The sequence below is a fragment of the Acinetobacter sp. V89_4 genome, from assembly GCF_029967875.1.
In the GTDB taxonomy this organism is placed as follows: domain Bacteria; phylum Pseudomonadota; class Gammaproteobacteria; order Pseudomonadales; family Moraxellaceae; genus Acinetobacter; species Acinetobacter oleivorans.
Window position 1 is genome coordinate 37,716 of sequence record NZ_JASCAI010000017.1, and the last position, 13,202, is coordinate 50,917.

The 13,202-nt window shown below is 39.7% G+C and carries 14 protein-coding genes; 4 read left to right on the plus strand and 10 right to left on the minus strand.

Features of this window, described 5'->3' with window-relative positions; translation table 11 throughout:
• The first annotated feature begins 227 nt into the window (after positions 1-227).
• The gene (plsB, locus tag QLG01_RS05670; protein WP_199986917.1) at positions 228-2,801 is read left to right on the plus strand and encodes a glycerol-3-phosphate 1-O-acyltransferase PlsB; all 2,574 of its coding nucleotides are present in this window, start codon (positions 228-230) and stop codon (positions 2,799-2,801) included.
• Between the two features lie 46 nt (positions 2,802-2,847).
• Here plsB and QLG01_RS05675 read toward each other — a convergent pair whose 3' ends face one another.
• The gene (locus QLG01_RS05675) at positions 2,848-3,831 is read right to left on the minus strand and encodes a putative solute-binding protein (RefSeq protein WP_151826563.1); all 984 of its coding nucleotides are present in this window, start codon (positions 3,829-3,831) and stop codon (positions 2,848-2,850) included.
• Positions 3,832-3,898: 67 nt separating this feature from the next.
• On the minus strand, positions 3,899-4,726 hold the full coding sequence (locus tag QLG01_RS05680) for an NAD(P)H-binding protein (protein ID WP_282495993.1): 828 nt from the start codon (positions 4,724-4,726) through the stop codon (positions 3,899-3,901).
• Positions 4,727-4,746: 20 nt separating this feature from the next.
• Between QLG01_RS05680 and recG the strand changes: the two genes are divergently transcribed.
• Positions 4,747-6,792: an ATP-dependent DNA helicase RecG gene (recG, locus tag QLG01_RS05685; protein ID WP_282495994.1), complete on the plus strand. Its 2,046-nt coding sequence runs from the start codon at positions 4,747-4,749 to the stop codon at positions 6,790-6,792.
• Positions 6,785-7,414, plus strand: a complete 630-nt coding sequence (locus QLG01_RS05690) for a phosphoribosyltransferase family protein (RefSeq protein WP_282495995.1) — start codon at positions 6,785-6,787, stop codon at positions 7,412-7,414. Before recG ends, QLG01_RS05690 begins: the two co-directional genes overlap by 8 nt.
• A 5-nt stretch (positions 7,415-7,419) precedes the next feature.
• Here the strand turns inward: QLG01_RS05690 and QLG01_RS05695 are convergent, their stop codons facing one another.
• Together QLG01_RS05695 and QLG01_RS05700 are read right to left on the minus strand one after the other, a co-directional pair.
• Positions 7,420-7,818 (minus strand): NUDIX domain-containing protein, encoded by a 399-nt coding sequence (locus tag QLG01_RS05695; protein WP_282495996.1) that lies wholly within the window; start codon positions 7,816-7,818, stop codon positions 7,420-7,422.
• 14 nt (positions 7,819-7,832) lie between these two features.
• Complete coding sequence (locus QLG01_RS05700) at positions 7,833-8,414, minus strand: TIGR00730 family Rossman fold protein (protein ID WP_004789659.1); 582 nt, start codon at positions 8,412-8,414, stop codon at positions 7,833-7,835.
• 158 nt (positions 8,415-8,572) lie between these two features.
• Here QLG01_RS05700 and QLG01_RS05705 point away from each other — a divergent pair, with 158 nt between their 5' ends.
• On the plus strand, positions 8,573-9,586 hold the full coding sequence (locus tag QLG01_RS05705; RefSeq protein ID WP_004789661.1) for a CorA family divalent cation transporter: 1,014 nt from the start codon (positions 8,573-8,575) through the stop codon (positions 9,584-9,586).
• Between the two features lie 72 nt (positions 9,587-9,658).
• Here the strand turns inward: QLG01_RS05705 and QLG01_RS05710 are convergent, their stop codons facing one another.
• The 6 genes from QLG01_RS05710 to QLG01_RS05735 form a co-directional block, all read right to left on the minus strand.
• Positions 9,659-9,946 carry an STAS domain-containing protein gene (locus QLG01_RS05710; protein WP_263031880.1) on the minus strand — a complete coding sequence of 96 codons (288 nt, stop codon included), beginning with the start codon at positions 9,944-9,946 and terminating at the stop codon, positions 9,659-9,661.
• 10 nt (positions 9,947-9,956) lie between these two features.
• Positions 9,957-10,598 (minus strand): ABC transporter substrate-binding protein, encoded by a 642-nt coding sequence (locus QLG01_RS05715; protein ID WP_013196769.1) that lies wholly within the window; start codon positions 10,596-10,598, stop codon positions 9,957-9,959.
• Between the two features lie 26 nt (positions 10,599-10,624).
• A complete protein-coding gene (locus QLG01_RS05720; protein WP_005301188.1) occupies positions 10,625-11,308 on the minus strand; it encodes an outer membrane lipid asymmetry maintenance protein MlaD in 684 nt (227 codons plus the stop codon).
• On the minus strand, positions 11,308-12,087 hold the full coding sequence (gene mlaE / locus QLG01_RS05725) for a lipid asymmetry maintenance ABC transporter permease subunit MlaE (protein ID WP_005301186.1): 780 nt from the start codon (positions 12,085-12,087) through the stop codon (positions 11,308-11,310). Before mlaE ends, QLG01_RS05720 begins: the two co-directional genes overlap by 1 nt.
• Positions 12,084-12,902: an ABC transporter ATP-binding protein gene (locus QLG01_RS05730; RefSeq protein WP_005301184.1), complete on the minus strand. Its 819-nt coding sequence runs from the start codon at positions 12,900-12,902 to the stop codon at positions 12,084-12,086. Before QLG01_RS05730 ends, mlaE begins: the two co-directional genes overlap by 4 nt.
• A 90-nt stretch (positions 12,903-12,992) precedes the next feature.
• Complete coding sequence (locus tag QLG01_RS05735; protein WP_081402062.1) at positions 12,993-13,202, minus strand: hypothetical protein; 210 nt, start codon at positions 13,200-13,202, stop codon at positions 12,993-12,995.

The window sequence follows — 13,202 nt, forward strand, 5'->3', positions numbered from 1 at the left end:
GTGTAGAATCTATTGTGCCATAAAAAACTATTTGAACATGGAACAATCAGTCAACTTCTGATGAACATTGCTCATATAACAGCTAAAAATACGATTTTTAACGATAAAATATGCCAAAAGCATTATAATTTATAAGAAAGTAGCATATTGTTTTTTTAATAAATGCCTCAAAATAATTACCCTCCGCATTTGGTGCTGGGATTTGTCTTTAAGAAGTAGGAGTTCTTATGTCCAAGAGTGGGTTTGGTCAAATGTATCGTCGGCTTTCGAGTAAACTACTTGACCTCGTGGTAACACCACATGTTCTTGGGGAAGTTCCTACTGAACCAGTATCAGAAACAACAGAAACAGAAGCAAAGACTGACCGCCAAAAAGTGGTGTGCTATGTCTTACAAAACCACTCTCGAAGCAATGCTTTGGTGGTTGATGGAGAAACGCGTCGTTTAAATTTAAAACCTGCGTTAGACCCATTAGTTGTTGGCACTCATCAGGAAAAAGCATCAGTTTTATTTTTACAGCACAATGATGAAAATAATTTACTGAATCCTCCTCCTCATGCTTTTCCACCACGCTTACTAAAACTGATTGAAGTCTTACAAGAAAATCCTGAACTTGATATAGAGCTTGTTCCAGTTACCGTTTTATGGGGACGCTCACCAGATAAAGAAGATTCTTGGTTTAAGCTTTTATTTTCAGATACATGGGCCACACCAAGCACCGTTAAGCAATTGGTCAACATTGGCTTACATGGTCGCCAATCTTATTTAGAGTTTCATGAACCACAATCGCTACGTGAATTGGTTGAATATGCTCAACAGCATTATCCGAACCTTTCACCAGCCACTTATATTGTAAGTACGTTAAATGATTACTTAGATCGTCAGCGTGAAGTGGTCTTAGGTCCCGATTTATCGGATCGCCGTAATGTCATGCAGTCAGTTGTGAAATCTCGTGATGTTCAAGAAGCAATCCGCCGTGAAAGTATTCGCGGGAAAGTCAGTATGCTCGAAGCTGAACGCCGTGCGATTGGTTATGTAAATGAAATCGTATCGGATTATTCACACTCAGCAGTCCGCTTTGCCGATCTTGCTTTAACACGCTTATGGACCCAGCTTTATGACGGCGTAGATGTGCATAACTTCAGTACCGTTCGTGAACTGGCAAAAGATTATGAAGTGGTTTATACACCTTGCCACCGCAGTCACATCGACTATTTATTATTGTCTTATGTGATTTATAGACGTGGTCTTATGGTTCCGTATATTGCTGCGGGTGATAACCTAAACTTGCCTTTTGTTGGTCAGCTTTTACGTGGTGGTGGTGCATTCTTTATTCGCCGTTCTTTCCGTGGTAATGGGCTTTATACAACGGTATTTAAAGAATATTTATATAGTATTTTATCACGTAACACGCCACTTGAGTACTTTATTGAAGGTGGACGTTCGCGTACAGGACGCCTATTACCGCCTAAGACTGGCATGCTTGCTATGACGGTTCATAGTCATTTACGTGGCCGTACAAAGCCAATTGTATTTGTACCAACTTACATTGGTTATGAACGCCTGATGGAAGGCTCGACCTACGTAGGCGAAATGCAAGGTAAACCGAAAGAAGCTGAATCAATTTTTGGTATTGTGAAAACCTTACGAAAAATTGAACGTATTTTCGGTAAAGTCCATGTGAACTTTGGTGAACCTGTTTTCCTTGATGATTTGCTTAAACAACATAATGCAGAAAATGTTTTTATCGAGAAAAATGACGACCCAATTCCTCAAGCGGTTTCAGATGCTGTAAATAGCTCTGCACATGCAATTTTAGAAAATATTAACCGAGCTGTAGTGATTAACCCTGTCTCTTTACTTTCTATTATTTTGCTTGCAACTCCAAAGCATACGCTTGATGAAGAAATTTGTATTAAGCAGCTTGAAGCTTACCGTAATTTGGCATCGAACTTCCCATATGACCAACGTATGGAAGTGACACCACTTTCAGGCAAAGAAATTATTGCGTATGGTTTAAAGCTTAAGCTCATTAAACGAGTTCAGCATGCGCTCGGCGATATTATTGCGATTGAAGATAACCAAGCGGTACTTCTGACCTATTTCCGTAATAACATTTTGCATGCCTTTGTTTTACCTTCATTGGTTGCATCACTTGTTGAACACAATGGAAAAATCAGCCGTTCAGATTTAACCAATGTGATCTACACCCTGTATCCATTCTTGAAAGCAGAGTTATTCCTTAAATGGAAGAGTAGCGAACTTAAAGAACAAATTGAGCAATATGCAAATGCATTGGTTCAATCAAACCTTATTCAGCAAGATGATGAAGGTAATTTAATTAGCTCTGCACCAAACACTGAAGAGCATAATCAGCTTGTTGTTTTAGCTACGCCTGTTAAGCAAAGTCTTGAGCGTTACTACATGACGCTTGCGCTCATTACTCAACGTGGTTCGGGTAATATTTCTGCTAAACAGGTTGAAGAATTAAGTCATTTACTCGGACAACGTTTGTCAGTTCTATATGAATTTAATTCGCCAGAGTTCTTCGACAAAGCTTTATTCCAAAGCTTCTTAAAAGTACTTACACAGCAAAATTACATTCGTACAAACGACCAAGGCCAAATCGAGTTTGATGACAATTTCCGTCAAATGGCTGCTGGCGCACAGTTGGTTCTTGATGAAGTAACCTTACAAATGTTGCAGCACATCACGACCTTTACTGACGAAGAATTAAAAGATGCGCTTGAAGCGATGGCATCTCAACAAGCAAAACGACGTTTAAAACGTAAAAAATCTTAAAATTTTGAGTCAAAATAAAAGGCAACTTCGGTTGCCTTTTATTTTATTAGCGAATTGGGCATTCAAAATAGCGTGGATCATCCATACAACGTAAACGCTTCATAAGTTGAACAAAATAAGCATCGTAATAACCTGAAAGCACGTACTGATTACGTATTTTGGCAACCATCACGTCGTAGCTCTGCCTTTCATAAAAAGAAACGTCTACCCAGTAATAGGCAGGTAAATGATTTTCCCACTGAGTTGCACGGTTAGTCAGCAATTGGCTATTTTGAACAAACCATCCTCGTATTTTTCGACCAAAATTAGCAGGATAAGCTTGCGGCTTAATAATTAAATTAACGCCAAAATATGCTAAAGGAAAGTTAATGACTTGAACATCTGGTCCAAACTCCTTTTGTAAGTTATATGGTAATAGTCCATATATGGGAGCTGGAACAATATCGATTTTATCTTGCTTAAACTGCACAATCGCATTAGATAAATCAACGTAAACTGGCTGAGCACCTACACTTCGTACCAATGCTTGTTGTGGTGGATTATTGGGTAACACACCAATACGTTGATTTCTTAATTGAGCAACTCTAGAGATTTTTTTATTTTTTAGGACCATATAGGCCGTGCCAACAGGAATCATTCCTACTGCCTCATAATCCTTAGAAATTAATCTTTTTTCGACTGTTGGATGATTCAAAAGCTGTAATAAGCTTTTAGCAGTACGATTATTAGGAATAAGCCCAATCCCTGCGGTACTTCCCATAAACTGGTTATAGCGATAAGTATTAAAATTAGATGCCGCTAAACCTGAACATTTACCATCATCAAAAGCTTGTATGGCCTGTTGTTCTTTTTGATAGGTCACCACTTTAAATTTGACTTGGTATTGCTGAGCATATAACCGAATGTCATTTAAACGACGTGTAATATCCCCTTGGGAACCAATCGGATCATATGCACACCACACCTGATCCTCGGCCCAACTCGCAACAGCTGTTACGCTCAAAATAAGAGCTAAACAAATTCTTTTCACTTTCAAACTTTTTATCTTTATCGGCAATTTGACTGCCTCATCAGGTATTTCTGTTCTTATTTAAAGTTTAATCAAAATTTTGTTTAGTGCTATGAACATTTAAACATAATAAATAGTCATTAAAGCAAATTGGATGCTCTAATCGAAAACCCGTTTCAGGCAAATGTTTCGCATAAATTCGTTTACCTGAGATTTGGTTTGATTCTAACGTTAACTCTGGTAAACCCAATTGTTTTTGGAACCACACGATAACTTCATGCAAAGGAAATGGTTGATTATTAGTCACAATATAGCTGGCTTGATGATTTTCATAGTCCGCCATAAAAGCCAAAAACTTTGCTAAATCATCAATATGTATTCGATTGCTATAATGTATATTTGGATAACTTTGACTATTTTCAGCCATTTTCTTCAAACGGGCTATGGAAGTTCCGTAAATACCAGTTGGGCGAATAATTACACATTGTGCTGGATAATGTTTTTGCCAAAGGAGTTCCATATTACGCAATACATGGCCTTGTGCATCATTTGGCTGAATTTCACTAAAATCATCAATGACCTCCCCTCTATTTTCGCCATATACCCGCGTAGATGACACGACGATTATTTTTTTTACTGGATGTATTTTTAATGCATCTCGAATCGGTTCAATACTATCTACATAAGTATGCTGATACCCCTCAACCGTACTCTCGTTTGGAGAAAGTAAAATATATACGACATCCACTGGTTCAATTTTACTTAAATCAAGTTTAAAGATATCTTGAACAAGATGTGTTGCGTAACTATCCGTTTTTACACTACGACTGATTGTGGTAATTTGATGTTCTTTCTCAAATAGTTGTTTAGCAACACGCTGAGATGTTTTACCATAACCGATAAATAATATATGCATAGAAAACTCGTTGAGGGGACATGACTTCAGTCCATCAGTTACAAGGCGTTGGATCGGCTTCAGCAGCCCTACTCGAAAAACTAAATATTTTTACCACAGATGATTTACTGTTTCATCTGCCACGTGATTATGAAGACCGCAGTACGATTATTGCAATGAATCAACTTGTGGTTGGACGTAGCTATTTACTTGAAGGTGAAGTCAGATCAATTGATTTTCCTCCGGGAAAAAGAAAATCTATGGCGGCCTTGGTTCAAGATGAATTCGGTAAAGTCACCTTACGCTTTTATCATATTTATAAAAATCTGACTGACAAAATAAAACCGGGTCATCGCTTACGTATTTTTGGTGAAGTTCGCGTCGGTGCCCGCGGGCTTGAGATGTATCATCCTGAAATTCAGCTTATTCATGAACATACACCTCTACCAAAAACTCAGCTTACAGCAATTTACCCAAGTACGGATGGGCTAACTCAGCCTAAACTGCGTGAATATGTAAAACAAGCTTTAAAGCATCATAGTGATGCCTTACCAGAGCTGCTCCCCAAAAAATATACTAATGGCTATGCGCTTAAAGAGGCTTTGTATTACATTCATGAGCCTCCTGTTGATGCCAATATGCTCCAGTTGGCCCAAGGTTCACACCCAGCCCAACAACGACTTATTTTTGAAGAGCTAGTTGCACACCAAATTAGTTTACTTAATCGCCGTGCTTATATTCGTCAAATTGCATCTCCAGCTTTTTCAAGCAGTAAAATATTAGCTAAAAAGCTTTTAGAAGCTTTACCTTTTCAAATGACCAATGCACAAAAACGTGTATCTAAAGAAATTCTAAATGATTTAAAACAACACCAACCTATGTTGCGCCTAGTACAAGGTGACGTTGGGGCTGGAAAGACTTTAGTTGCTGCTGTAGCGGCTTGTCATGCTTTAGAAGCCGATTGGCAAGTTGCATTAATGGCCCCGACTGAGATTCTTGCAGAACAGCACTATTTGAATTTTAAACGTTGGTTTGAACCATTAGGTATTACAGTTGCGTGGCTATCTGGCAAACAAAAAGGCAAAGCCCGTGCCCAAGCAGAACAACAGATTAAAGAAGGCCACGCGGAACTTATTGTTGGTACACATGCCTTATTCCAAGATAATGTTGGCTTCGCTAAATTAGGGCTAGTAATTATTGATGAACAACATCGTTTTGGTGTAGATCAACGCTTAGCTTTACGTAATAAAGGTGCTGAGCAATTCACCCCTCACCAACTCGTCATGACAGCCACTCCTATTCCAAGAACATTGGCAATGAGTGCGTATGGCGACTTAGACACATCAATTATTGATGAGTTACCACCGGGCCGTACTCCAATTCAAACCGTTACGATTCCACTTGATCGTCGCGAAGAAGTACTTCAACGAATTGCTTCGAATTGTAGAGATGGGAAACAGGCATATTGGGTGTGTACACTGGTTGAGCAGTCTGAGACTTTAGATGCTCAAGCCGCCGAAGCCACCTACCAAGAAATGAAAGAACGCTTCCCTGAGCTTAATATTGGCTTAGTGCATGGCAAAATGAAAGCTGACGAAAAACAGTCGGTCATGCAAGCGTTCAAAAATAATGAGTTACAGCTTCTTATCGCAACCACGGTCATTGAAGTTGGGGTAGATGTTCCTAACTCTTCTATTATGGTCATTGAAAATGCTGAACGTTTAGGACTTTCTCAGTTACATCAGTTACGCGGTCGCGTAGGTCGAGGTGCTCAAGCCAGCTTTTGTGTACTTTTATATAAAACGCCTCTTTCTCAAAATGGGCAAGAGAGACTTTCTATTTTAAGAGAAAGCAATGATGGCTTTGTGATCGCAGAAAAAGATCTTGAGTTACGCGGGCCTGGTGAATTACTAGGTACGAAACAAACTGGCGATATGGGATTTAGAGTTGCTCGTTTAGAGCGAGATGATCACTTACTCAATCAAGCTCATTATGTAGCTCAGCAAGTCTTAAAAGATTATCCAGAACAAGCAGATGCATTATTAAAACGTTGGCTTCCGGAAGCGCCTCGCTACGCGTATGTTTAGTTTCTTAAACCCACAGCATCTTATTCAATTGCTCTCGCCTTGCTTGTTATGTGAGTCAGATGTACGAGAAAAACATTCGCTCTGTAAGGACTGTTGGAAGCAGTTACCTTGGCTTAAACAAACAATTCAACGCAATGATCAATCAGTTCTTGTGGCCTGTGAGTATGCTTATCCAGTTAGCCGGATCATTCAGCAGTTTAAATATGAACAGAAATTACATTATGAAATTTTGTTAGGTGAAATTTTAAAACAACTCAAATTTCCCAAGGTACAGGCTATTGTGCCTATGCCTATTTCTAATCAACGTTTAATCGAACGTGGTTTTAATCAGTCATTGTTACTTGCAAACATATTAAGCAAACAATTAAAAATACCTGTTTGGCAGCCCGTACAACGTCTTGCTGAACATTCGCAAAAAGGGCTTTCTCGACTGGAACGCTTTGAGAACATTGAACAACAGTTTATTGCGCTTACTCAAGAAAAACGACGTTATCGCCGCGTTCTTATTATTGATGACGTGATAACCACTGGAAGCTCTATTCATGCGCTCAGTCAAGCACTTAAACAATTAGGCTGCACATCTATCCATGCCGCTTGTTTAGCGGCAACTTTGACCAGTTAAAACGATTAAACTACAGATAAATGCTGCTCACACCAAGGAATAACAATTTCACTGGTTAATGGTGCAAGGTGCGTTTCTGAATCATTTAAATCAACCCATTTCATTTCTGCAATTTCGGCTGCGATTTTAGGCGCCTGATCAAGCTGAACAAGATATAAATGACTGACCAGAATATGGTCTGGCTCATTGGCAGCTGCTGTTTCGAAACGACCAAGAAATTGTTCAATTACACAAGAACTTCCAACTTCTTCTAAAATTTCTCGCTGCATTGTAATCTCTGGCGCCTCATTGGGTTCCAGCTTACCACCCACTTGCATAAAAGCATGAGTATTACGCTTCCTCACGAGCAACAACTGATTTTGCTCATTCAAGATCACTGCAGCAGCGACCGTAATTGTTTTCACTTATTTAACCTCGTTTATGGTTGAACATCTGCATTTGTCCATTTTGGAGCAGGAGCCTGATATTGCTCAAATTGTTGAAGAATATCTTCAATTTTGTCTGATGCGATCAATTTATCAACGAACCGTGCTTGGCTAAATCCATTATCTACCGTTCCTTGAATCATTTTAAGTAAATCTTCATAAAAGCCAGCTACATTTAAGAAAGCACATGGCTTTTGATGAATACCTAATTGCGCCCACGTCCATTGTTCAAAGATTTCTTCCAATGTACCCGCACCACCAGGTAAAGCAATAAAACCATCGGAGAGATCCGCCATTTTGGTTTTGCGCTCATGCATATTTTCGACCACATATAATTTGGTTAAGCCTGGATGAGCTAACTCACGATCGACCAAAGCACGAGGAATGACGCCAATGACTTGCCCACCTGCCTGCAAGGCACTATCGGCAACAACGCCCATTAAGCCTGAGCGACCGCCGCCATAAACCAAGGTCTTACCTTGTTTTGCAATAGCCTCACCAGTAATTTTGGCAATTTGTTGGAAAATTGGGTTTGAACCAAGAGATGACCCACAGAAAATACAAATTGAATTCATAGTGTAAAAAACCGTTTTATTGAACTGTCATGCTGACAAACTAAACTATCGATAGAGTTTTTTTTTGCAAAATAGCGTATTGGCAAGTGTTTTTCGGCAAATCCTTGTCTAAAATACACCCATCCATTTCCATCAGACTGCGTGAGGAAAAAAGACACATGCTTGAAGCCTTTTATGCCACAGAACGCGGAAGTCTGGAAGATGCCACCATCAATGGTGGATTTGATCTACATCCCGAATTAGTCTGGCTTGATCTTATTGCACCCTCGCAAGAAGAGCAACAATGGGTACTAGATGCCTATGACCAAAATTTACCTACACTAAAATCGCTTGAAGATATTTCATCCTCAGCACGATTCTACCGTGATGATGATGGTATTTTGCATATCAGTACTTATTTTTTAACGAAAAATAAAAACTATCAAGTGGATGGTGACGCAGAAGATTCCTCACATATTTTAGCGATGGTGCAAACGGTTGCATTTATTTTACATAAAGACCGTCTCTTTACGATGCGGGGAGAAAAGTTAGTTGCCTTTCGTGCCTTTCGTGCGCGTGCTCGCCGAAATGACTACGATATGGACTATAAAGATCCAACGTGGATTTTATTAGGTCTTCTTGAAGCAAAACTCGATGAGCTTGCGGATATCTTAGAAGATATCCACAAAGATTTAGAAAAATACTCGACAGAGGTTCTTAACAATCACCAACGTGAACAAATTCTAGATCTAGATGACATGATTACGCGCCTAGCTCAACAAGAAGACATGCTAGGAAAAGCTCAGCTCTGTTTAATTGATTTACGACGTGTACTTACTTTTTTATCACGTCCTCGAGCATTAGGCAGTCATATTTACGATGCTGATATTCGAGAATTGAGTGAAGATGTCCGCTCACTTGTAGAACATGATGCTTTCTTATTCCAAAAAGTACGATTCTTGCTTGATACAACGTCTGGATTCATTAATACCGAACAGAATGACACGATCCGTCGATTCTCGATCTTACCAAGTATGTTAGCTCCTCCAATGCTTATTGCCAGCATCTATGGGATGAACACAGATGTATTGCCTTTTGCACATGGTACGACTAGTTTCATCATCGTTTTACTGATTATTATCGGTTTCTTTATTGGCCCTATTATTTATTTCCGCTGGAAAAAATGGATTTAAGCTTTGTAATAAAATGCTAGTCCAAAGCATAAAAAAGCACCTAAATATAGGTGCTTTTTTACATCTAGAACATCAGATCAAATGTAGATCTTCCTGCAAATGGCAGGCTTGAATGATCTTCAGCATTTTTTCGGGTACATTTTTAAAATGCAAACCAGTCTTTTGTGGAGTCACTCGCAACCATTGAACTAAAACAGCCAATGCCAAGGTACTGCCATGCTCAAGCTCTGTTAAATCTACCACCAGAGGAAAGCTTTGCTGCTTCTTGATGATAGCTAAACCTGCTTGATACTGTTGTTCCGCATTTTCAAAATCAATTTTTCCCGAAACAACCAATTGTTGGTTGAGATACTGAACCACTCTTCACCTACTATTTTTGTTTGTTCTGATTAACAGCAGCGTCTGCATCCGGTTGGAAGGTTGCAATTGCTTTATTCAAATCGCCACCATTACGTTTCACGGTTGCAGCAAACTGATTACGGAACTGTAATCCCAAATCAATGCCAGAAACATTGATATTACGGATTTTCCATTGAGTACCTTTATCAGCTAACTGGAAAGATACTGGAATTTTGTCGCCGTTATGACTGAAGTCCAATGTTACTACTGGGTTTTTACCCGCAGTTGCCTTGTAAGGGCGCATGGTATAGCTTTGGTTCGTATATTTAGCAAATGCACTACCGTAATTTTCAATTAAAGTATTACGGAAGTTAGTTTCGAACTGAGCACGCTGTGCCGCTGTACTATACTGATTTGTTGCATAAGTACCCATTACAATACGAGTAAATGCTTGTGAATCAACATACGGGTCTAAATTCTGACGTACGATACTCTTCACTAATGCTGGATTATTTTGCAATTTTGCATGATCAGCTTTCAAACGAGTAATCAAACCATCAGCAACACGCTTGATAAAATCAGGTGGTGCTTCTGAAGGTGCAGCAAATGCTGTACCTGCAATCATGGTAGACAAAAGACTTGCTGTCAGGGTTTGTTTAAACAACGTATTCACCAGGAACCACTCCTTCAAATAATCTTTTACTCAACAAATGAGGCTTGTGCACTATCTTTATCAGTGCTTGCAGGAGCACTCGCTTCTGTTGAGCCTGAACCGGCAGCAACTTTACCAGCCCCACCACCAGTAATAAATTTACTAATTAAATCTTCTAAATCCATAGTTCCTTGAGTGTTTGAAATCGTGTCACCTCGTTTCAAGTAGTTCACACCACCACCAGGTACAACTTTCAAATATTTTTCACCCAACAAACCATTGGTTGCTACCATTATATAAGCATCTTCATCAATACTTGTGATGGAGGTCATGTTACTGGTCAGTTGCTGTTCCATTGCTTTTTGTTGCTCTGGAGAAGCCTGAGTATAATCTGAGCTATAACGCAACTCTTCCAGCGCATTCTTCTGAACTTCTTTTAATTGTTCAGGATTGAAACTTGTCAATTTTCCATCTAAACCAAATGTTACGGTAGCCAAACGCGTAACCGGATCAAGCGTAATTGAATCAACACGACCAATTGTAACCCCACTCATTGTTACTTTAGCACGTGGCTTTAGCCCATTGACGTTATCAAATTGAGCCTTCATGGTATAACTATCACTTAAGTTAGTACCAACAAGCCCACTAACTTTCATTGCTAAGAAAAACAATGCAATACCGAAGATAATAACAAAGATACCAACGGCCAGTTCACTACTACGTGATTTCATTAAATCCCTCCGAACATGACCGCAGTCAACACGAAATCAAAACCTAAAACACATAATGAAGAATACACAACCGTCCGGGTCATTGCCGTTGCAATGCCTTCTGGTGTCGGATCACAAGCATAGCCTTGATAAACAGCGACCCATGTACAAATCAAAGCAAAAACAATACTTTTAATAATCGTGCCATTGATAATGTCATGCCCGAAACGCACTGTATTTTGCATGCCACTCCAGAAGGAGCCTTCATCAGCACCTAAAAAGTCAACACCGACCATCTTGCCACCAATAATCCCAATGGCGGCAAATATCACAGTTAACATTGGCAAACTGACAATACCAGCCCAAAGACGTGGTGATACGATTTGCTTTAAAGGGTCAACCCCGATCATTTCCATACTGGCAAGCTGTTCGCTTTGCTTCATTGAACCAATTTCGGCAGTCAATGCAGAACCTGCTCGTCCTGCAAATAGCAATGCAGCAACCACAGAAGCAAGCTCACGGAGTAGGGTTAACGAAATCGCTGTACCCAACATTGACTCAGCACCGAAAGTGACCAAAATGCTATACATCTGCAAGCCAAGAACCGCACCAATAAACAAACCAGAAACGGTAATAATAAGTAAGGACATCACACCTACGCGGTGCATTTGGTAACCAAAACGACCAAAACCACCCTTGCTAGGAAGTGAAAAAATAATCTGCAAGAGCATATGTGCCGCAGCACCAATGCCTCGAATCCGCTCAATAACGAGTCTACCTAACCAGGCAATCGTATTCATGGACGAACCTCGTTATTTAAATAAGCTAGATGACTAAACTGGTATTCAACTGGTCCTTCTGCCGAACCTGTTAAGAATTGGTGTACAAATGGAGAAGCATGTTTTTGCAACTCTTCAGGTGTACCCTCTCCCTGAATTTTTCCTTCAGCTACCACATAGATGTAGTCAGCAATCGATAATGTTTCTGCAACATCATGCGAAACAATAATTGTTGTTAAATCTAATGCTTCACGTAGTGAACGAATTAAACGTGTCAAAACTCCTTTCACAATTGGGTCTTGACCAGCAAAAGGTTCATCGTACATGATTAAATCGGGATCAAGTGCAATCGCGCGAGCCAATGCTACACGACGATTCATACCACCTGAAAGTTCTGTCGGCATTAATTGTTCAGAACCACGTAGACCCACCGATTCAAGTTTTAATGCAACCAGTTCAGCAATGAGATTTTCAGGAAGCTTTGTGTGCGCTCGGATTGGAAACGCCACATTTTCATAAACGGACATATCCGTAAATAGAGCTCCACTCTGAAATAACATTCCCATACGTGCACGAGCGGAAAAAAGTTCCTGACGAGACATTTTGGCAATATCTTTAGCGTCGAGTAAAACTTCCCCCTGATCTGGAACTAATTGTCCACCAATCAGACGTAATAAAGTTGTTTTACCTGTACCAGAAGGTCCCATAATGGCCGTAATCTGGCCTCGACGTATATTTAAACTAATATTGTCATAAATGACGCGTTCCCCTCGATTAAAACTCAAGTTCTTTACTTCAATAAGCGGTTGAGTCGAGAGAGGAGTTTTATTATTCATAATGGCAATCGTTCCTGCACTTTTATGCACGCATACTATAACACTGAAAATTAGCAAACTTGTTGTAATTTTGACAAAAGCAAAGCTAACTTACTTGAGAGAAGTCGAAGAAGTATGTTCGTAAAAAGAGGTCAATTCAGAAGCTTGGAATTGCTCAACAGAACTTCCATTTATAAAAGCGTAGGCGAAGTAAACCCCATTACACAAAACGAGTGCAATAAACAGATAAGGCAACCCATGCTGAACCAGAAGGTTCTTCAACTGTGCCATTATCGTCTCTTTTCGCTTACTTTTACGCAT

Excerpts from the sequence above, each read along its gene's own strand:
- QLG01_RS05720 (WP_005301188.1), bottom strand. The coding sequence starts at position 11,308 with ATGAAATCACGTAGTAGTGAACTGGCCGTTGGTATCTTTGTTATTATC.
- QLG01_RS05690 (WP_282495995.1), top strand. The coding sequence starts at position 6,785 with ATGTTTAGTTTCTTAAACCCACAGCATCTTATTCAATTGCTCTCGCCT.
- QLG01_RS05700 (WP_004789659.1), bottom strand. The coding sequence starts at position 8,414 with ATGAATTCAATTTGTATTTTCTGTGGGTCATCTCTTGGTTCAAACCCA.
- recG (WP_282495994.1), top strand. The coding sequence starts at position 4,747 with ATGACTTCAGTCCATCAGTTACAAGGCGTTGGATCGGCTTCAGCAGCC.
- QLG01_RS05730 (WP_005301184.1), bottom strand. The coding sequence starts at position 12,902 with ATGAATAATAAAACTCCTCTCTCGACTCAACCGCTTATTGAAGTAAAG.
- plsB (WP_199986917.1), top strand. The coding sequence starts at position 228 with ATGTCCAAGAGTGGGTTTGGTCAAATGTATCGTCGGCTTTCGAGTAAA.
- mlaE (WP_005301186.1), bottom strand. The coding sequence starts at position 12,087 with ATGAATACGATTGCCTGGTTAGGTAGACTCGTTATTGAGCGGATTCGA.
- QLG01_RS05735 (WP_081402062.1), bottom strand. The coding sequence starts at position 13,202 with ATGCGTAAAAGTAAGCGAAAAGAGACGATAATGGCACAGTTGAAGAAC.
- QLG01_RS05680 (WP_282495993.1), bottom strand. The coding sequence starts at position 4,726 with ATGCATATATTATTTATCGGTTATGGTAAAACATCTCAGCGTGTTGCT.
- QLG01_RS05705 (WP_004789661.1), top strand. The coding sequence starts at position 8,573 with ATGCTTGAAGCCTTTTATGCCACAGAACGCGGAAGTCTGGAAGATGCC.